This is a genomic window from Malacoplasma iowae (assembly GCF_900660615.1).
In the GTDB taxonomy this organism is placed as follows: Bacteria; Bacillota_I; Bacilli_A; order Mycoplasmatales; family Mycoplasmoidaceae; genus Malacoplasma; species Malacoplasma iowae.
This window is the reverse complement of record NZ_LR215023.1, coordinates 248,961-268,925: the sequence shown is the minus strand read 5'-3', so window position 1 is coordinate 268,925 and position 19,965 is coordinate 248,961. Positions and strand designations below refer to the sequence as shown.

General features: G+C 25.8%; 18 protein-coding genes and 1 tRNA gene. 3 read left to right on the top strand and 16 right to left on the bottom strand.

The genetic code is table 4. From position 1 onward, the window contains the following. Positions 1 to 75 precede the first annotated feature (75 nt). The 6 genes from EXC57_RS01050 to EXC57_RS01025 all read right to left on the bottom strand — a co-directional run bounded on the left by EXC57_RS01050 (position 76) and on the right by EXC57_RS01025 (position 8,771). Positions 76 to 3,105: a hypothetical protein gene (locus EXC57_RS01050; RefSeq protein ID WP_129692528.1), complete on the bottom strand. Its 3,030-nt coding sequence runs from the start codon at positions 3,103 to 3,105 to the stop codon at positions 76 to 78. Positions 3,106 to 3,191: 86 nt separating this feature from the next. Beyond that, a complete protein-coding gene (locus tag EXC57_RS01045; RefSeq protein WP_004025426.1) occupies positions 3,192 to 3,800 on the bottom strand; it encodes a SurA N-terminal domain-containing protein in 609 nt (202 codons plus the stop codon). Between the two features lie 44 nt (positions 3,801 to 3,844). Beyond that, on the bottom strand, positions 3,845 to 4,414 hold the full coding sequence (locus EXC57_RS01040) for a hypothetical protein (protein WP_004025427.1): 570 nt from the start codon (positions 4,412 to 4,414) through the stop codon (positions 3,845 to 3,847). After that, positions 4,402 to 4,722, bottom strand: a complete 321-nt coding sequence (locus EXC57_RS01035) for a hypothetical protein (protein WP_004025428.1) — start codon at positions 4,720 to 4,722, stop codon at positions 4,402 to 4,404. The genes EXC57_RS01040 and EXC57_RS01035 overlap by 13 nt, the downstream gene beginning before the upstream one ends. A gap of 3 nt (positions 4,723 to 4,725) precedes the next feature. Beyond that, the gene (gene ftsY, locus EXC57_RS01030; protein ID WP_036451947.1) at positions 4,726 to 5,772 is read right to left on the bottom strand and encodes a signal recognition particle-docking protein FtsY; all 1,047 of its coding nucleotides are present in this window, start codon (positions 5,770 to 5,772) and stop codon (positions 4,726 to 4,728) included. A 17-nt stretch (positions 5,773 to 5,789) separates the two neighbouring features. Then, complete coding sequence (locus EXC57_RS01025) at positions 5,790 to 8,771, bottom strand: AAA family ATPase (RefSeq protein ID WP_004025430.1); 2,982 nt, start codon at positions 8,769 to 8,771, stop codon at positions 5,790 to 5,792. Between the two features lie 171 nt (positions 8,772 to 8,942). Between EXC57_RS01025 and rbsK the strand changes: the two genes are divergently transcribed. From rbsK to rihC, 3 genes are all read left to right on the top strand, one after another. After that, positions 8,943 to 9,848 (top strand): ribokinase, encoded by a 906-nt coding sequence (rbsK, locus tag EXC57_RS01020; RefSeq protein WP_004025431.1) that lies wholly within the window; start codon positions 8,943 to 8,945, stop codon positions 9,846 to 9,848. Between the two features lie 132 nt (positions 9,849 to 9,980). After that, positions 9,981 to 11,489 (top strand): C4-dicarboxylate transporter DcuC, encoded by a 1,509-nt coding sequence (gene dcuC / locus EXC57_RS01015; protein WP_004025432.1) that lies wholly within the window; start codon positions 9,981 to 9,983, stop codon positions 11,487 to 11,489. A 19-nt stretch (positions 11,490 to 11,508) separates the two neighbouring features. Continuing rightward, a complete protein-coding gene (rihC, locus tag EXC57_RS01010; protein ID WP_129692527.1) occupies positions 11,509 to 12,426 on the top strand; it encodes a ribonucleoside hydrolase RihC in 918 nt (305 codons plus the stop codon). Between the two features lie 78 nt (positions 12,427 to 12,504). Here the strand turns inward: rihC and EXC57_RS01005 are convergent, their stop codons facing one another. The 10 genes from EXC57_RS01005 to sufC form a co-directional block, all read right to left on the bottom strand. After that, complete coding sequence (locus EXC57_RS01005; RefSeq protein ID WP_004025434.1) at positions 12,505 to 13,182, bottom strand: ribonuclease III domain-containing protein; 678 nt, start codon at positions 13,180 to 13,182, stop codon at positions 12,505 to 12,507. Beyond that, a complete protein-coding gene (gene plsX / locus EXC57_RS01000) occupies positions 13,182 to 14,156 on the bottom strand; it encodes a phosphate acyltransferase PlsX (protein ID WP_004025435.1) in 975 nt (324 codons plus the stop codon). The genes EXC57_RS01005 and plsX overlap by 1 nt, the downstream gene beginning before the upstream one ends. Before the next feature lie 131 nt (positions 14,157 to 14,287). After that, the gene (locus tag EXC57_RS00995; protein WP_004025436.1) at positions 14,288 to 14,512 is read right to left on the bottom strand and encodes a hypothetical protein; all 225 of its coding nucleotides are present in this window, start codon (positions 14,510 to 14,512) and stop codon (positions 14,288 to 14,290) included. Positions 14,513 to 14,561: 49 nt separating this feature from the next. Then, positions 14,562 to 15,008 (bottom strand): DUF1951 domain-containing protein, encoded by a 447-nt coding sequence (locus EXC57_RS00990; protein WP_004025437.1) that lies wholly within the window; start codon positions 15,006 to 15,008, stop codon positions 14,562 to 14,564. A 108-nt stretch (positions 15,009 to 15,116) separates the two neighbouring features. Next, a tRNA-Arg gene (locus EXC57_RS00985) sits at positions 15,117 to 15,192 on the bottom strand. Positions 15,193 to 15,205: 13 nt separating this feature from the next. Next, positions 15,206 to 16,603, bottom strand: a complete 1,398-nt coding sequence (sufB, locus tag EXC57_RS00980) for a Fe-S cluster assembly protein SufB (RefSeq protein ID WP_004025438.1) — start codon at positions 16,601 to 16,603, stop codon at positions 15,206 to 15,208. 2 nt (positions 16,604 to 16,605) lie between these two features. Next, positions 16,606 to 17,043: a Fe-S cluster assembly sulfur transfer protein SufU gene (gene sufU, locus EXC57_RS00975; RefSeq protein ID WP_004025439.1), complete on the bottom strand. Its 438-nt coding sequence runs from the start codon at positions 17,041 to 17,043 to the stop codon at positions 16,606 to 16,608. Then, on the bottom strand, positions 17,030 to 18,247 hold the full coding sequence (locus tag EXC57_RS00970) for a cysteine desulfurase (RefSeq protein WP_004025440.1): 1,218 nt from the start codon (positions 18,245 to 18,247) through the stop codon (positions 17,030 to 17,032). Before EXC57_RS00970 ends, sufU begins: the two co-directional genes overlap by 14 nt. A gap of 3 nt (positions 18,248 to 18,250) precedes the next feature. Further along, the gene (locus EXC57_RS00965) at positions 18,251 to 18,868 is read right to left on the bottom strand and encodes a SufD family Fe-S cluster assembly protein (protein ID WP_004025441.1); all 618 of its coding nucleotides are present in this window, start codon (positions 18,866 to 18,868) and stop codon (positions 18,251 to 18,253) included. Next, entirely contained in the window at positions 18,868 to 19,620 is a 753-nt protein-coding gene (gene sufC / locus EXC57_RS00960; protein WP_004025442.1) for a Fe-S cluster assembly ATPase SufC, read from the bottom strand. The genes EXC57_RS00965 and sufC overlap by 1 nt, the downstream gene beginning before the upstream one ends. Between the last annotated feature and the right edge of the window lie 345 nt (positions 19,621 to 19,965).

Here is a 19,965-nt window from a genome sequence, read left to right as displayed (position 1 = left end):
AAAATCAACCCAAACACATTTTATAAAGCAAATAAAAAATATTGTCTAAACAAATAGACAATATTTTTGGATTCATTATTTCAATAATCTTCTAATTTTATTTTTTCTCAATATATATGCACCTATACCAAATGCAACAACACCAATACCAGCTAATGTTAATGATACTGCCAATATTAAGTTTCTTTCTCTAATAGATGCAAATTTTGGTGCTCAGTCAATTGTAAAATTATATGTAGATGCAACTGATGGATATTGTGCTGATCTACCTGAAACTACAAAATCTAGCTTTTCACCATTTCACTTAACATCCATAATACTTATTTCGTTTTCTAAATATCCTCTGTAATCTAAGGTTTTTAAAAGATCATTATAATTAACTACAGATTCAACATTATAATTATTCACTACTCTTTGAACTTCTTGAGAATAATAGTTTTTTAAAGTTATTCCAAATCTTGTACTAACTGGTAAAAATCCAATATAAACTTGTGAAATTTTTCCATCTTTTAAACCAAATTTATCATAAAAACTACCTGGTAGTTTTTTTCTTTGATCAGTTGTTGGTTGTGAGTAATCTAATTCAACTTGAAGATATCCATATTGTGCACCATTATCATCATGTTTAATATTAACAACTGGTGAATATCCCATTGCAGCAAGTTTAGAAATACCATCAGAATAAGTTTGAGCAACTTCTGAAACTTCATCTGAAATTCTATCTGAATAATTTGGATACACATCTTTTATATCAATAAAAGTTGTTGATTCCTCTTTAAAAATATTAGTTATGTTAGAATCAACTTTTTCTCTTGGAACTTTATTTCCTTTAAAAGTAACAGCAGCAGTTGTTGTAGTTTGGAAACCTGTATATTTTCTTGAAAAACTTGATTTTACTTTGTTACTTAAACCAACATATTCAACTGCAATTGTTAATGTTCCATTAGTATCATCTTTTTCTTTAATATAAACATTTCTTAAACCATCAGCTATTGGATATGAATCTTGTGTTTTAATAAACGCTTCAGCCAATTTGTCTGGTTTTGGATCAATAAATGATGGAATATATTTTTTTAAATCATTCAATGCAGAATTGTCAGTTATTGTGTTTATGTCAATTGGATCTAAATTCTCACCTTTGCCATCAGAAACATCTTCTCCAGGTTTTTGACCATAAAATTCAAATTTATAATCTGAAGCAGTTGCTTTCTTAATTGTATATTCTTGCGGTGTTAGTGAATAGTTAATTGTTGTGTTGTATTTATCAGTATAAGACACTGTTGCTTCAATTTTAATTTTTCCTTCTGAATCGTTTCTATTAACTATCAAAAAGTTTTTAGTAATGTTTGAATATCCATTATTAGTATTTATATTATTTGATGGTAATATTGTATCTTTATTTTTATCTAATAACTCTTCAGTAATTTGTCCTGGTGTATTTTTTCCATAAAGTGATTGAAATATTGCTTCAGATGCTCATTTAATAGCATCAGATGTTTTCATAAAACTTGTTCCCTCAAAATGTAAATGAGTTTTAGTTTTTACTGAATTCAACTGTGAATATCAAGCATTTCTTGTTGCTAATAAAGTAACTGAAAGTTTTCCTTGTCTATCATCAACAATAAATTTAGCATTAGTATTATTAGGATTAATTGCATCTGCACCTGTTCCTTCAATTCTAAAATTATTGATAGAAACTTGTGATGGCAATAAAGTAGATTGACTGACACTATCATTTAATTTTAATTGCATTTGATTGCTATAAAAGTTTGTTGCTTGCACAATGTTAGAAACAAAACCAGTAGCAAAATTACTAGATTTATCTACCAGATAAATTAAATTACCTGAATTGACAGATTTATTTGCTTCAGTTGGTACACCATAAACAGTTAGTTTATTCTCATTATTAGAGTCTTTATCTATTATATTCTTCAATTCATTATTAGTTGTTGTATTTAAACTAATAGTTTGAATTGTGTTGTTATTACCAGATAAATAACTTATTTCTTTGTCTCCATCTCTTTTAAAAACAATAGTGTTGTTTGCATCAATAAAAGATGAATTAAATGGTTTTAATTGTTGAGTTTGTTCACCTATTTTATTATCTTTTGTCAAAGTAACTTCTTTAATATTTGACTTTTGAACAGCATTTTTATTTAAAGTAATTTCATAAGCTTTATTATCTATAAAAAGAAAAGTAGTTCTAGTTGATGGTCTATAAAAAGAATTTTTATAAATATTTTCTCATTCTAAACCATCAGTTGTAGAATTTATTTCTATATCAATTGTTTGAACATTTTTTTCAGTTTCTGTTTGCTTATTATTTCCAGCAGTTGATGGAACTAATTCTTTCATATTATCATCAACAAGCGTTGCTTTTAATTTAGCAATTTTTCCATTATTAGTTCCACTACCTTGATTTGATTCAGTTGTAATTGCAATGTTGTATCCTACTTCTAATGGATAAATAGTTTGTAAACGATTTTGTGTTAAAAAAGAATTACCAGAAGAAATAATTTGACCAGTTTTCTTCAAAGTATTTCTATCTACTTCATATATAGTTGTTGAAGTTGTTTTTGAATCTCAAACATATAAAGTGTCATTATAAGAAATACCAGCAATTCTATCTGGGGTTCCACTATTAATTTCTGCAGTTGTTTTATCTGTTGATGCTAAAACTTCACCTGTGGTTGCATTAAGTTTTATCAAATAACTATTTGATGTAATTAAAAATAAACTATCACTAGTTTCTAAATATTCTCAATGAACAACAGTTGTTGTTCCAGAATTATTTGTTGTTTTGTCAACTGATGTAATATCAAAACTTCAATTTGCATATCCATATCAATCCCTACTCTCAATAGTTTTTGCATCTTTCATTACTATTGGACCAATAGAAGTTGAAATGTTATCCAAACTTTTTTTATCTAAAAAATTAGTTTTATCTTGCTCATTTTGTTCTGCTAATAAACTTTTATTTGCAAAAGAATTTGAAATATTTGCTGCCTTATTTTGATCAAGTTTAGAAAAACTTGCAATTGATGGAACTGCTATTGCAGATAAACTCACAGTAGAAAAAATCATTAATTTAATTTTATTTTTCATAATACATCTCTTTTTGAACCACTTTTTTTGATTATATTAATTCAAAAATGAAAATTCAATATTGTAAAAAATAAAAAAACAAAGCATTAAGCTTTGTTGTTATCTTCATTTCCAGAACCATCAAAACGAACTAGAGTTTTTAAATCAATTCATACTTTAAATTTTTGAATTAATCATTGAGTTGTTTTTTCTTCTAGAATGATGTTTCTAATTTCTTCAAATTTTTCTTTGTTATTTAAGTATTCATTAATTGGTTGGTTTGTTGTCTTGTAATAATTATCTAAATAAGTTTTAACTTGAGCATCATCAATACTCAATTTATTTTGAGCTATAACTTGTTCAAAAACTAAACCTTTCATAATTAGTTTTTTTGCAAGCTCTGTTAACTTAGTTTCATCTGTTTCATTAAATTGAGCTTTAAATCTTTTTTTAAATTCATCAAGTTCAGTAGCATCAATTTGAAAACTAAAGTTTGAAGTTAGATATTGCATTATCTTATTAAAAGCATTTTCTTTTAGAATTATTTGATCAATTTGGGTTCTTATAAAATCATCTGTTGCATCTTTATAAACAGCTTTTAATCTTTCAGCATGGATTTGTAACATTTTTGGATCAGCTAATAATTGATCAATTGTAAATTGCTTATTGTAATCAATTTCAGATTTTTTTTGTAATTTAGATTTGAACATACTCATATTGGTTACCTCATATTTATAAAAATTTTAACACATAAACGTTTTTATTTATTTTCTAGAAATGTTAAAAAATCATATTTTATTGAATCAAGATTTACCTTGTTAATATCATTTCTTATGTAATATGAAGATAGTCCTCTTATCTCTTTTAATTCTTTTTGATCATATGGCAATGAAGGACAATCTAAAAAGACTGTTCAATACCCTTCAAAAAAAGCTGTTTCTCCAATTGATGGATCAGTGAAGAAAATGATAGTGTCTTCTTTTGAAAAATTAAATCTACTTGATGGTACTGCTATATCATCAAATGCTGTATCAACATCAATTTGCTCATCTTCTTTTGATTTAAAAATAAATTTAATATCATTTTCTAAAATTTTTAAATCATGTTTTTTTAAAAAAGATTTTATCTTTTCTTTTTGAATTGATTTCTTTTGTTGTTTTTCATCAATCTCAAATTCTTTATCAATAAGAAAATATGTTTTTAAACTTTTAGATTGCTTTCCTTCATTAATTAAATTACAAATTAAATCAGTGAATTGTTTGGTTTGTTCATCTTCTTCAACTTCTAGTAATTCATTAATACAAAAGACAAAGTTAATTATTTTTTCCATATATCAAGTACCTCAGTTTTCATTAGTTTATCAACTAGTTCTTTGTCTTCAATTTCTTTATATAAAACAAGTCTTTTATTAAAATTTTCAATGAACTTTAATTTTTCCTCATATTTTTCAAGTTCGATTAAAGACTTTTTAATACTATCAAAAACCGCAATTTTTGTAATATTATTTTGCTCTGCGATTTCATTAATAGTATAGTCATTAAAATAATAATCTTTTAAATAAGTTATCTTTTTTTCTGTTAATAGTTTGCCATAAAAATCTATTAAAAAAGCAATCTTTTGCAAATCATGTTTTTCCATAATCTAAATTTTTAACTCTTTTGTTATTCCTATAATAAATTTCTCTAAATCAAAAGGTGATAAATCTTCAAGTTTTTCTCCTAAACCTATATACTTAACTGGAATATCAAAATTATCTTTAATTGATAATATAATTCCACCCTTTGAAGTACTATCCATTTTAGCAAGTATAATTCCTGTAACATCAGTTATTTCTTTGAAAGCTTTTGCTTGTATGATTCCTGATTGTCCTGTTGTTGCATCTAAAACCAATAAAACTTCATGTGGTGCTGAATTATCAAATTTATGGATTACTTGATGTATTTTTTTCAATTCATTCATTAAGTTAACTTTGTTTTGGAGTCTACCTGATGTATCACAAATAATTAAATCATATTTTTCTTCATACCCTTTTTTAAGACCCATATAAATTACTGATGCTGGGTCTTGATTTGGTTTATCTGGTAATACTATATCAGTTCCAATTTTTTGTGATCAAACATTTAATTGCTCAACAGCACCAGCCCTAAAAGTATCACCTGCAACTAAAAGAATTTTCTTTTTTTCTTTTTTAAATTTATTTGCTATTTTTGCAATTGATGTAGTTTTACCAACACCATTAACACCTGTAACTAAAATAACATTAGTTCTATCATTTTTAACATTTAAAAAAGTATTTACATTAGTATCTTGAATATAATAAGTAAAAATTTTATCAACAATAATTTCTTTAATTAATTTTGGGTCTTTTACATTTTGAAAATTAATTTCATCTCTTATTGCATCAACAATTTTCATTGTTGCTGTTACACCAACATCATAAGAAATTAAAAGTTCTTCAATACTCTCATAAAGACTTTCATCAACTTCTTTATACTTTTTTGAGATTTCAGCAATTGCTTGACTTAAGTTGCTAGATGATTTTTTTAATCCATCATCAAACTTTTTTTGCGAAACACTTTCTTGTTTAACATAAACTTCTGCTTTGTTTTCTATGTTTTTTTCTTCAATTTTTTCAGATAGTGTTTTTTTACCTTTTATTTTATCTATTAATTTTTTTAAAAAACCCATTAATATACTCCAAAATATTATTTATTTTCTAAGTCTTCTATTATTTCGTCGCTACCAAAATCTTTTTTAGCATCTTGTACTTTAACTTGATAAATTGAAGTAACACCTTGTGTTTGCATTGTAGCACCATATAATTTATCACATCTTTCCATAGTACCAGGTCTATGTGTAATAACTAGAAATTGTGTGTCAGTTGAATAGTTAGAAATAATATTTCCAAAACGTTCAACGTTTGATGGGTCTAATGCAGATTCAGCTTCATCTAAAATAACTAGCGGGAAAGAGCTAATTTTTAAAATTGAAAATAAAACAGATAAAGCTACAAGTGTTTTTTCACCACCAGATAATGCAAATAAAGAATTAATATTTTTTCCTGGTGGAGAAGCTTTAATATCAATTCCTGATTCTAATATGTTGTCAGGTTCTGTAAATTCAATACTACAACTTCCTCCACCAAAAAGATATTTAAATGTTTTTGGTAATTCTTCATTAATTTTTTGAATTGTGTTATAGAAATCTTCATGTGCTTTAGAATCAAGTTCTTTAATAACATTAATAATTTCTTCTTTTGCTTCAGAAATTTCAATTTCCTCAGCTCTCATTTTTTCATAACGTTCTGATTTTTCTTTAAGTTCATTAATAGCATCCATATTAATTGGACCTATGTAATTTAATTCTTTAGTTAGTTTATCAATTTTTTGTCTTGCGACATTATCAGATACTGGTAGTGGTTCACTATAATTTTGAATTGCAGTTTCAATTGTCATTTTATAGTTATTATTAAGTTTTTCTTTTGCATTTGAAATAATGTTAAAGTTCATTATTTCTTTTTTGTCAAATTCTAAAATAACATTATTGTTAAGACTCATTGTTTCTCTTATTTTTTCAATTTCATCTTCTATTTCATAAATTCTATTTTTTAATATTTTTTTAGAATTTTGGTTAACATTTAAATCATTTTCAACTTTTTCTTTTGTGTTAATTAAAGAATTTAATCTATCATTAATATTTTTGTATTCATTATCAACATTTGCTGAATCACTTGTATATGATTTTCTTGAAAGTTTTTCATATTCAACTTTGTATTTAATAAAGTCTTGTTCCAACCATTTAAGTTGATCACTATATTTTGATTCATTTAATCTACATTCATTACATCTATTTCTAAAATTAACTAATAACAAATCAATTTCATTTGTTCTGTTAGTAACTTTTAAAATTTGTTTATCAAGTTCTTCAATAGATTTGTTTAACTCTTTTCTTTTGTTTTCAAGAGTTGTTAAAGAATTTATAATTCTTCCTTCATTATAACCACCAGTAATTGAACCTTGTGGATTTATAATTTGACCATCTAGAGTAATAATTTTATATAGTTGGAAAGTATATTTTGAAATATCAATTGCAGTATCGTAGTTTTCAGCAATTATAATTCTTCCCAATAAAACATCAATAATTGGTTGAATTTTTTTATCAACTTTTGTTAATAATTGTGAAGCTAAACCAATAAATCCTGGAAGATGTTCAAGTATTTCTTGATGTTCTTTTTTTATTTCTTTTGGTTTCATTTCATAAACTGGCATAAATGTTGCAATACCAGCTTTATTGTTATTTAAAAAATCAATAGCTCTTTTAGCGTCTCTATGAGTATTAACTACAATGTTTGAAATGTTTTTTCCTAAAGCCAACATTATAGCTTTTTCATAATTTGGTTCAACTTTTATAAAATCTAAAACTGTTCCAAGAATTCCTGTAAGTGCTTCTTTATTTTCAATAATAACTTTAGCACCACCTTCATGACCCATTTTGTTTTTTATTAAATCTTCAAGGTGATTCAAATTAGCTTTATTTTCTGTATTTGCTTTTATTAGATCAACTAAAGTTTTTTGTTTCTCATTTTTTTCACTTTCAAGTTGCATTACTTGTTCTTCGTATTGTTGTGCTTCTTTTTTATTTCTTTCAACAATTTCAGATTTTGATTTAACTTCTGCTTCAGTTGTTGCAACAAGGTTTGCTAAAGCATTAACTTTAGATTGAAAATCTGTTGAATTCATGTCAATTTGAATATCATTGTCCAAAGCTGCTTTTTCTATTTCTAGTTTATTTATTTTAGTAATAATATTGTTTAACTCATTACTAAATATTCCAACTTTAATATCTGCTTGTTCAAGAGCTTCTTTATTAGCACTTAATTCTTTTCCAAGTTGTTCCAATTTAGGAGCTAAATCTTGATTAACAGATTTAGATGTATTCAATTTAGAACTAATATTATCAAGTTCACTTTGAGCTTTTACTATATCTTTTACTAAAATAGAAATTTCAAGTTTAGTTAATTCTTCTTTTTTTTCACTATATTCTTTTACTTTAGAAGCTTGTTGTTCAAGTTTTTTAATATCACGACTTAATTCTTTAGTGATATCAATAAGACGATTTAAATTGTTTTGTGTTCTTTCAAGTTGTCTTAATGATTCTTCTTTTTTTCTTGTGTATAACCCAATTCCAGCTGCTTCTTCAAATATTGTTCTTCTATCTTCAGGTTTACTATCTGCAAATCAGTTAACTGTACCTTGAGAAATAATACCAAGAGACCCTTTAGATAAACCTGTATCTACAAAAACATCCATGATATCTTTAAGTCTTGCTTGTTCTCCATTAATGAAGTAATCATTATTACCATTACCTCTATATAAACGTCTTGTAATAGAAACTTCATCAAGATCAATATGCAAAACTCTTTTTGAATTATCAAAAGTTAATGTAACTTCTGCAAAGTCATTAGCTGGTTTAGTTTTAGAACCATGAAAAATAACATCATCACTTTTTTTACCTCTTAATGACTTAATTGATTTTTCACCAAGAACCCACTTAACTGCATCGATTACATTAGATTTTCCAGAACCATTTGGACCAACTATCCCGATCATTGAACAGTCAAAATTCAATTTAGTATAGTCAGCAAATGACTTAAAACCTCTTGCTTCAAACTTCTTCAAAAAAATCATAGCTTCTCCTGTATATGTTTTTGTTACATAACATATAAATTATATGTGATAAGACTTTTTTTAATTAACAAACTTTTTGTATAAAACACTTTAATAATTAGCCAATAAAATAACTTATCTATACTAGTCTTTAAAATATAGAATAAAAATAAGAAATTAAATTGGAGAAATATGAAAAAGGTTTTAGTAATTGGTTCTTTAAATATGGACATTGTCATAAATGTAAATAAATTACCAAAAGAGGGTCAAACAATTTATGGTAATAATATTTCATATTTTTGTGGTGGAAAAGGCGCAAACCAAGCTGTTGCTCTATCAAAAATGAACTTAGAAACTTACATGATGGGTTGTGTTGGTAATGATGATAATGGCGATAAACTTATTAACTCATTAAAAGAAAATAATGTAAACACATCAATGATTAAAAAATGTAATAACCCTACAGGATTAGCATCAATTTATGTTTCAGAAGATGGTTCAAATAACATAGTGATAATTAAAGGTGCTAACTACAATAACACTGTTGATGACATAATTAAAAATAAAGATTTTATAAAATCTTTTGAAGCTATTGTATGTCAATTTGAAATTCCACAAGATGTAATATTATCTGCATTTAAAATTGCAAAAGAATTAAAAATTAAAACATTTTTAAATCCTGCTCCAATTATTAAATACGATGAAGAAATATTAAATTATACAGATTATTTAATCCCAAACGAAACAGAGTTCGAAGAGCTTTTTAAAATAAAAAAACCAATACAAAAAATTAGCGAAAACGATTTAAATTTAAAAAATAAAAACATTAATTTAATTGTTACATATGGTTCTAAAGGTGTATATCTTTGAAAAAATAATAAATTTAATTTATTTGAATCTAGAAAAGTAAATGCCATTGATACAACAGCTGCTGGTGATTCATTCATTGGTGGATTTGTATCCAATATATTAAGTAGTAATAATATAGATGAAGCAATTAATTTTGGAATTGATGTTGCATCAATTGCAGTAACAAGAAAAGGAGCTCAACAATCAATTCCAAGTTACCAAGAAGTTTTAGATTTTTATAAAAAATAAATTTAAATAAACAACAAATTAATTAAATTAATTCCATACTGGTACTAAAAACTAGGATGGAATTTTTTATATATAAAAACAATTTTGCAGTGATATATTAAGGTTGTATATATAACTAAAGGGGAGTATATTATGAGCTGACAAGATATTGTCGGTATTATTGTAGCTATCATTGCATTTGCTGCATTAATATACTTAATGATTAAAAAACATGATGCTAGATTGGTGTTATTGTTTATTGGTTTCATTATGTTATTGATTGCAGGATTCATTGGTAGATTATCACCTGTAAATTGATATGATCAAGGTTCAAATAATTTTAAACCAGATTATGGAACAGGGGTAGGAGAAATTAATGCATTCTATGTAATTGCATTAGAATTTAAAAATTATTTTGTTAGTGCTGGATTAATTATTATGGCACTATTTGGTTACACAAAATTCATGAGCGAGATTGGTGCAAATGGTGTTATTGTAAATTTACTAACAAAACCTTTATTAAAAATAAAACATAAATACTTATTGTTATTTATGATATTTATTTTGGGAAACATATTATCAATTGTTGTTCCAAGCGCTAGTTCTCTAGCTGTTATTTTGATGACATTGTTATTTCCGATATTAAAAAAAGCAAAAATTTCAACATTAAGTAGTGTTGCTATCATTGCAACAACAGCAACTATATTTCCAACACCATTAGGAAGTGACAGTGCATTTGTTTCTACAAGAATGAATTGAGACTTAATTGGTTATACTTATGCAAGACTTGCTATAGTCGCTATTCCTTCATTGATTCTTATGGGAATAGCACATTTATTTTGACAAAAATTTATGGATAAAAAATTTGAACAAAAAAACAATAAATTAGGATTGGTTGTAGAACAAGAAGTAACTTTTGAAACAAAAACTGAGCAACAAAATTTACCACCGAGTTGATATTCAATATTACCAATTCTTCCAATCTTTGTTTTATTAATACCTTTTATTGTTAATTTAGTTGACCCAAATATTGGATTTAAGTTTGGAATAGTTGAAACAATCATTCTTTGTACAATAGTTACAATAGTTATTCAAATGATTAGACAAAGACAAGTAAAACCAGTTCTTAATGAATTTACAGGTTTTTTTAAAGGAATGGGAGATGGTTTTGCTTCAGTTGTGGTTTTATCTACTGCTGCTTCTATTTTTTCTAAAGGATTAATAAGTCTTGGGGTAATTAAATTATTAACAGACTCTGTCAATAATATTTCTGGGGCTGCATATGGATATTTATTTATATTTGCATTAATAATTTTATTAATAGGTTCTTTAAGTGGTAGTGGTACATCAACAGTATTTGCTTTTGTTCCAATTGTTGCAAGTATTAGTGAAACAGGTGGATTAACTGGAAGTGAACAATTAATGGTTGTAATTCCAATTCAAGAATTAGCAAATCTAAGTAGAAGTTTTTCACCAATTGCTGCTGTAATTATTATTTGTGCTCAACAAGCTAAAGTTGAAGCTTCAGCAATATTAAAAAGAATTGCTCTTCCAGCTGGAGTTGCTGTTGTATCAGTAATTATTTTATCAATTGTATTCTATGGATTAATTGGATTACAACCTATTGGTCCTGGAATTGGAGCACCAACAATGCCATCTTAAAAAAAATAAGGAGAATATTATGGAAAAAGAAAAAATTATAATTGATACAGATCCAGGAATAGATGATGCAATAGCAATTATTTTTGCTTTACATAATCCCAAATTTGATATCAAATTAATTTCAACAGTTGCTGGAAATGTAGATGTGGAAAAGACCACAACAAATGCATTAAAAATTTTATCTGAATACAAAAAGGATATCCCAGTTGCAAAAGGAAGTGAATCTCCACTAATAAATACATTAGAAACTTGTGAAAGTGTTCACGGAAATACAGGAATGGACGGATATGATTTTAAAAAACCTATTAAATCTTGTTTAAACAATCATGCAGTAAATGAAATTTATAAAATATTAAAAGAATCAGACACTCCAATCACAATAGTAGCACTAGCACCACTAACAAATATTGCATTGTTATTATCTTTATATAAAGATGTAAAACACAAAATAAAAAGAATTGTATTAATGGGTGGAGCAATTAATAGAGGTAATTCATCTCCAAGTGCAGAATTTAATTTTTATATAGACCCAGAAGCTGCAAAAATAGTAATTGATTCAAAACTTGATATTGTCATAGTTCCATTAGAAATAGGGATGAAATCTTTAATATATAAAGATGATTGTGAAAAATTTAAAAACTTAAACAAAACAGGTGAAATTTTTTATAACCTATTTAAGCACTATAGAGGTGGAAGTTTACAAACTGGTTTAAAAATGTATGATCCAACTGTTATTACATATTTGGACAAACCAGAGATATTTACTACGCAAAAAGTGTTTGTGGATATAGAAACAACAAAGACATATGTTTATGGCCATTCAATAATAGATTTAAAAAATAAATTAAATAAAACTCCAAATGTAACTATATGTACAGATATAGATGAAAACAAATTTATTGAGTGATTTAATAATTCAATGAAAATGTGTGAATAATAATATAAAAATACCTACTTTCTAAAGAAATTAATCTAAAGATAAAGTAGGTATTTTTAATATTTGTAATTATTGATTTTACCTTTGGTATTTTTCATATGCCATTCTAGCAGCATTAATATCAGCTTCATGTTTTGTATTGCCTATACCAACACCATAAATAACATTATTAAAAGATAATGTAGATTTGAATTTTCTATTTTCAAGTTCTGTATGAACATATAGAATTTTGTTTTTTACTTTTTTATCTGTGGCCATACCACTTTGAAAAATCTCTTGAATTTTTGATTTATAATCAATAACATTATTTAATCTATTTGATTCATAGTATTTGATTAATGTTGATTTTAAAATTTCATATACTTTAATTTCGCCAAGATCTAAATAAATAGCTCCCATTAATGATTCAAAAATATCTTCACGAATTTTGGCAGTATCTGTTTCTATATTTACTCCCTTACCAAGAAATGCATAATTTATTAAATCAAGTTCATCGCTTGCTCTTTTTAAAGTTGCACTACTTACTAACATTTTCCTAATTTCAGTCATTTCTTGCTCATCAAGTTTTTTATAGAATAAATAGCATGAAATAATTTTAGAAATAATAACGTCACCTAAAAATTCTAGTCTTTGATATGTATAATCAATTTTACGGTTTTCATTTTTATATGAATTATGTGTTAATGCCTCTATATAATAGTGTTTGTTTTTTGTTTTAATACCTAGTTTTCTAAGTAATGATTCAACGGGGTACATTAATTAAATTCACTTTCAATTTTCTTTAAAACACTATTATCAATAGTTTCTTTCATCATTCTTAACGAACTGTAAAATTGTTTAAAATCAGCATTACCATGTGTTTTAAAAGCAATTTTTGACAATCCAATAACAAATGCTCCTGCATTGTTTTTATAATCAAATTTTTTCTTTATTTTTTTTAATGCAAAAATAGAAAATAATAATCCAAGCCAATTTCATGGTTTTTTATATTGGTCTTTTAAAGATCTACTAATTGTTTTGCTTGTACCTTCAAGAGTTTTTAAAACAATATTTCCAACAAAACCATCTGCAACCGCTATATCAACTTCACCTTCAATTAAATTTCTAGGTTCAATAAAACCAACATAATTTAATTGTTTATTTTCTTTTAACATTTTATTTGCTTCTATTAAATAATCTAAACCTTTATTATCTTCAGTTCCAATGTTTATTAACCCTATTTTAGGATTTTCTATATTTCTTGTTTCTTTCACATAAACATTTCCCATAATTGCAAAATTAACAAGATCAATTGGCGAAACTTCTTTATTAGCTCCAACATCTAAAATATTTAAACCAACATTATTTCTTGTTGGAATAAAAGGCATAAAACCAGCTTTAGATATTTTATTTAATTTTTTTAACAATAAATGAGTTAAAAAAACATAACATGCAGTATTACCAGCTGACAAAACTGCATGAGCTTTATCATCTTTAACTAATTCTATTGCTTTATACATAGAACTATCTTTTTTGTTTCTTACACTAATTGGATCATCAGTCATTTTAATTACATCACTAGCATCTTCTATTTCAAACTCTTCTTCATTTTTTAAATGAGAAAGAATTTCTTGTTTATTACCAACAAGAATTATTTTTACATCTTTATTTTTTGAAACAAATTTTCTACAAGCTTTTATAGCTTCACTAATATCATTTTCAAAACCCATTACATCAACTGAGAAAGTCATTATTATCACCCATAAAATAAAAGTTAAATTTATTTTAATATAGATTTAACAAATTAATAAAAATAAAAAAATTATTAAATAAAAACGCCCACCTTTAGGTGAACGTTTATTGGTTTTAAATAGATATTAAATTAAGCTTTTGTAGCAATTTTTGCTTGGTGTGCTTTTTTTGAAGTTGAAACTGCTTTTGCAATTACTGTAGCAACTGATGAAACAAAAGCTACAATTGCTGGTAAGAATCAAGCTCATTGACATGCTGTGTTAACATCAGCTAATACATAAGCACCAACTCCTAATGTTGAAATAGCTGTTAAAGCTCATAATACAGATAAAATAATTTTTGAAATTTTGTTCATAATTTTACTCCTAAAATTTAATAATACTTACTAGATTATAACTTATTGTCTATAAAGATGTTATTCCATAAACATATTTATCAAGTGCTGCCAATATGTCTTTATGATGTTCTTCCCCGTGTTTTTTTAAACTTTCTTCATATTTAAAAGTTACAAACATCATACAAAATAAGCTATACATTTTCGAGTCTTGTTCAAAGTATGACTTCATTTCACTAAATGGTGTATCTTTGAACATTTTAGCAAGAAGTGGCATAAGCATTGCTTGCTGCATTTTTCTTGTTTCAGTGACTTTAGCTGAATCAATAAATGCTTCCATAGCTTCTTTTAGTAGTTTAGTATTTTCTGAAGATAACATTTCTAACATGTTATCACTTTTAATAGCTGTTTTTATAAAAGAGAGTTTGCTTTCGTTATCTGGGCATATACTATTGAAATTTGTAACTACTTTGTTGATATTGTTTTCAAACTTTTGTCTTAGCTCTAATTCATTCATCATAACACTCCTTTCCTACATCTTTGGGAACTAAAAAGCACCTAAATTTATAACATACAAAAGATAGGTGCTAATAGTTTTATAAAAAAATAAACAATAGTTATTAATTGGCCCCCTAGATAGGAATTGAACCCACAACCTTTTGTTCCGAAGACAAACGCTCTACCAATTGAGCTACTAGGAGACATAGTGGGATTTTACCCCACTGAACCTTCCATGTCCAATTTTATCAAACGATTTAACTCTATTGCATATTCCATTGGTAATTCTTTGGCAAATGGTTCTAAAAAACCTAATACAATTAGATATTCAGCTTCATCCTTGCTCAAACCTTTCCCCATTAAATAATACAACTGTTCTTCTGAAATGTTTGAAACTTTTGCTTCATGTTCTAAAAAAGATTCTTTATTACCAATTATTTCCACTGGCACCGTATCACTTCTTGATATGTCATCAAGGATTAAAGTATCACATTCAACAGATGCATGTGAATTAATTGCATCTTTAGCGATTTTAACAAATCCTCTATATCTTGTATCCCCTCCATTAAGAGAAACTGATTTTGAAATAATTTTAGATTTTGTGTTAGGAGCTAAATGAATCATTTTAGCACCAGCATCTTGTACAACATTTTTAGATGCAACAGCAATTGAAATACAATCACTTGATGCATATTCTTCTGCAAGGATGCTTGAAGGATATTTCATATTAATTCCAGCACCTATGTTACCATCTATTCAAGACATATTACCTGAACGATATACTTTAGCACGTTTTGTAACCAAATTTAAAACATTTTTACTTCAATTTTGAATTGTTGTATATCTTAAGTTGGTATTTTTATGTACAAAGCATTCAACAACTGCTGCATGCAAATTATGTTCACTATAAACTGGAGCTGTACAACCCTCAACATAATGAACTTTTGCACCTTCATCTAAAATAATTAAGGTTCTTTCAAATTGTCCAGAACTTAAACCATTAATTCTAAAATATGCTTGAAGTGGTTTTTCTAATTCAACATTTTTTGGAACATATATAAATGAACCACCAGATCAAACAGCAGTATTTAATGCTGCATATTTATTATCATTTGCTGGAACTAATTTTCCAAAATATTTTTTTACTAGATCAGGATATTTTAATACTGCTGTTTCAACATTAGTAAATATCACACCTTTTTGCTCAAGTTCTTCTTCCAGTTTTTTATATACAGTTTCTGAATCATATTGTGCTGAAACACCATTTAAAAATTTAGCTTCAGCTTCTGGAATTCCAAGTCTTTCAAAAGTGTTTTTTATATCTTGTGGAACTTTTTCTCAATAAGATTCTGTTTTCTTAGATGATGTTGTATAGTACACATAATCATCAAATTTAATGAAATCTAAATTAGGTCCTCATTTAGGATTATTAAATTTTAAAAATTCTTGATAACCTTTAAGTCTTATTTCCAACATTCAGTCAGGTTCATTTTTTATTTTAGAAATTTTTCTAATTACTTCCTCATTTAATCCTTTTTCAAATTTAATAATTGCATTATCACCATCATTAAATCCATATTCATACTCAATATTTATTTCTTTTTTATCAATCATAATTAATTACTATCAATAATATTTTTTATTGAATTAACCCCCACTAAAGCACATTTAATTCTATTTAATTGTTGGTTTACATTTTTAAAAATTTTAAGATCGCCTATAATTGTTTGATCATATGGTTCTGAATTAATCATTGAAAAATAGTTATCTAAAATTAATTTAATCTCATTCTTATTTTTATTTTTTATCATTTCACATAATATATCTGTTGATGATGTACTTATTGCACATCCTATTCCATCAAAACGAGCATCTCTAACAATGTTATTTTCTATTTTTAAATAAACTGTAAGATTATCAATACAAGATTCAGATTTGTAATTATACTTACTATAAGTATTTATGACATCATCATCAATTTTTTTATTTATAGGGTTTTCATAATGATCTAAAATCATTTGTCTAAAAACCATTGATTCATTAGACGAGTCCATCAAGTTCATCCCCTTTCTTGTATTTTTTTAATGCGTCAATAAGTTTATCTATATCTTCTTTTGTAGTGTAAAAATGCATAGATACTCTTACAACATGTGGATAATTGATAATTTCATCTGCAAGTTTTGCACAAGATAAACCACTTCTTACAATTATCTTGTTATTACCAAGATAATTAGCTAAATCTTGACTAAAGACGTTATCAATTGAGAAAATTGTAACAAAAGAATTTATTCCCATATTATAAATTTTTAAATTATTAATAGATTTTAATTTCGAGTCAAGATAATGCTTTAATTCAAATATTCTTTCTCTTTCTTTTTCAAAATCTGTATTAACATAAAGCTTTAAAGCAGCATTTCAACCATATATTCCCATAATGTTTGGAGTACCTGCTTCAAACTTAAGATTGCCTTCCATTAAGGTATAATAATCTCTTCTAATTTCACCATTCATTCCACCACCAACAATTTTTGGTTTTATGAAATTTATTAAATTTTTATTTATATATAATGCACCTATTCCTGTTGGTCCCATCATTTTATGAGCACTACAAGCTAAAAAATCAATTGATGCTTTTTTTAAGTTCATTTTATTATGAGCTAAATATTGAACAGCATCAACAATAATAAAAATATTATTATTTATAGATTTTATTAAGTTAGACAATCTTTCTGCATCTATTTCATGACCTATAAGATTTGTACCATTAGCAAAAGCAACAACTTTTGTTTTATGAGTAATTTTATTTATTATGTCATTTTCATATATATTTGAGTTGCTAAAATCTGTTTCTGCAAAAATTAGCTTTAAGTTTTTTTTCTTAGCAAGATCCATTCATGGCAAAATGTTTGATGCATGTTCTGCATTTGTTAATATGATTTCATCTCCGCTTGATAAAAAATCCTCAAGAGATGATGCTGCCATATTTAAAGAAAATGTACCACCAGGAGTAAAGATTATTTCTTTACTATCACAATTTAATATTTCACTTAATAAAGTTCTTGTTTCTTCCATAACAATATGTGGTCTATGTGAAAATTGTGAATCATCATTATGTGGATTTGTACAAATATGATTTGTGTAGTAATTAATTGCTTCTAAAACACTTCTTGGTTTAAGTGCTGTTGCTGCACTATCAAGATATACATAATCACTATTATTTGCAAATCAATCAATTTTATTTCTTCATCTATTTTCCATAAATTACTCCACTTTACCAATAGTGTTATATATTTTTTGAACTGTTTCTTCCCTTAATTTTTCATCCTCTAGTTTGTACAAAACAACATTAAAATAACTTAATAAAATTAATTTTATTGCATCTCCTTTTTTAAGGCCTTTGTTTTGTAAATAAAATATATGAGCTTGATTAAGTCTTCCAATCGCTAAAGCATGTTTAGCTTTAATATTATTGGTGTTAATAATTAAATTTGGTTTTCCCTCTATTACAGCAGAATTGGATAATAAAATTCCTTTTATTGCTTGTTCACAATAATTACCCCTAGAAGTATCTTTTATAATTGCTTCTAGATTAAAAGTTGTTTTTGCATTATCTTTATTAACGCCAAACACTTGGCAATAACTTTCTGATTCATCACCCAAATGATTAACTAAAACATTAAAAGTTTTATTATGATTTTCAAGATTTAATGAAGATATAACTATATCAACTTTTGAGTTTGTTTCTATATCAATATTTATATGAAGGTTAACATCTGATTTTAAAGTATCTAGAATAAAAAGTTCTTTTATCTCTTTATCTTTAACTTTAATTGTATGGTTATAATTTTTATCATCTAAAAACACAACACTTGAAGACATTATTTTTTGTCTCCTAACTCTTTAGCAACCCAAGAATAACCTTCTTTATAAATTCTTTCTAGAATATCAAAACCACCTTGTTTAGCAATTCTACCATTGTATACAACAATAACTTTTGTAGGAATAATTTCTTTAAATAGTTTTTCATGGTGAGAAATAATAATTAAAGCTTTATTTTTATCAAACCAATTTTTTATTTCTCTAACTACAATCCTTAATGAATCAACATCTAATCCAGAATCAATTTCATCAAGCATTACAAAATCAGGATTAGCTAATTTCATTTGTAGTATTTCACATTTTTTCTTTTCTCCACCAGAAAAACCTTGATTAACAAATCTATGTAATAAATCATTATTCATTTCAAGAGATTTAATATTTGTTTGAATTAATTTATAAAGTTCTGGAAGTGATATTTTTGTTTCACGTCTTACATTAATAATTGTTTTTAAAAAATCAATCATTAAAACACCAGGAATTTCTTCTGAAGTTTGTGGAGCTAAAAACAAACCAGCTCTTGATATTTCATCGGTTTCCCACTCTTCAATATCTTGATCATCAATTAAGATATTACCCTTAGTAATTTCTGTCATATAGTGGTGAGTTAACACTTTAACTAATGTTGATTTACCATGTCCATTGGGACCAACAACAGCTATAATCTCTCCAGCATTAATTTCTAAATTAATATCTTTTAAAATTTCTTTATCGTTAATAGATGTATGCAAATTTTTAATTGTTAACTTTTTCATTTATCCCTCTCTGTAAATAAAATATGATACAACATATTTGGATTCACAAATATGCTGCATCATATTTATTATTTATTTTGTTATGTAAATATTATAATATATAACTCTATTTTTAATTAAAAAAATACTATATTTTATCTTATGCTTTTTAGTTCTAAATGATTTTTCACTTTATAAATTTGTTTATAAAAAATCAAGAAAGCAAAAATATTTAACAAGTGAAAAATGAAACATTTAGAATAAATAAAAAAATGTAAAAGTTTTTAATTTATAAAATTAAAAAGATTAATAATTACATAGAAAATAAAAAGGTTAATAGCTAAAAACTTTTACCAATAATTAACA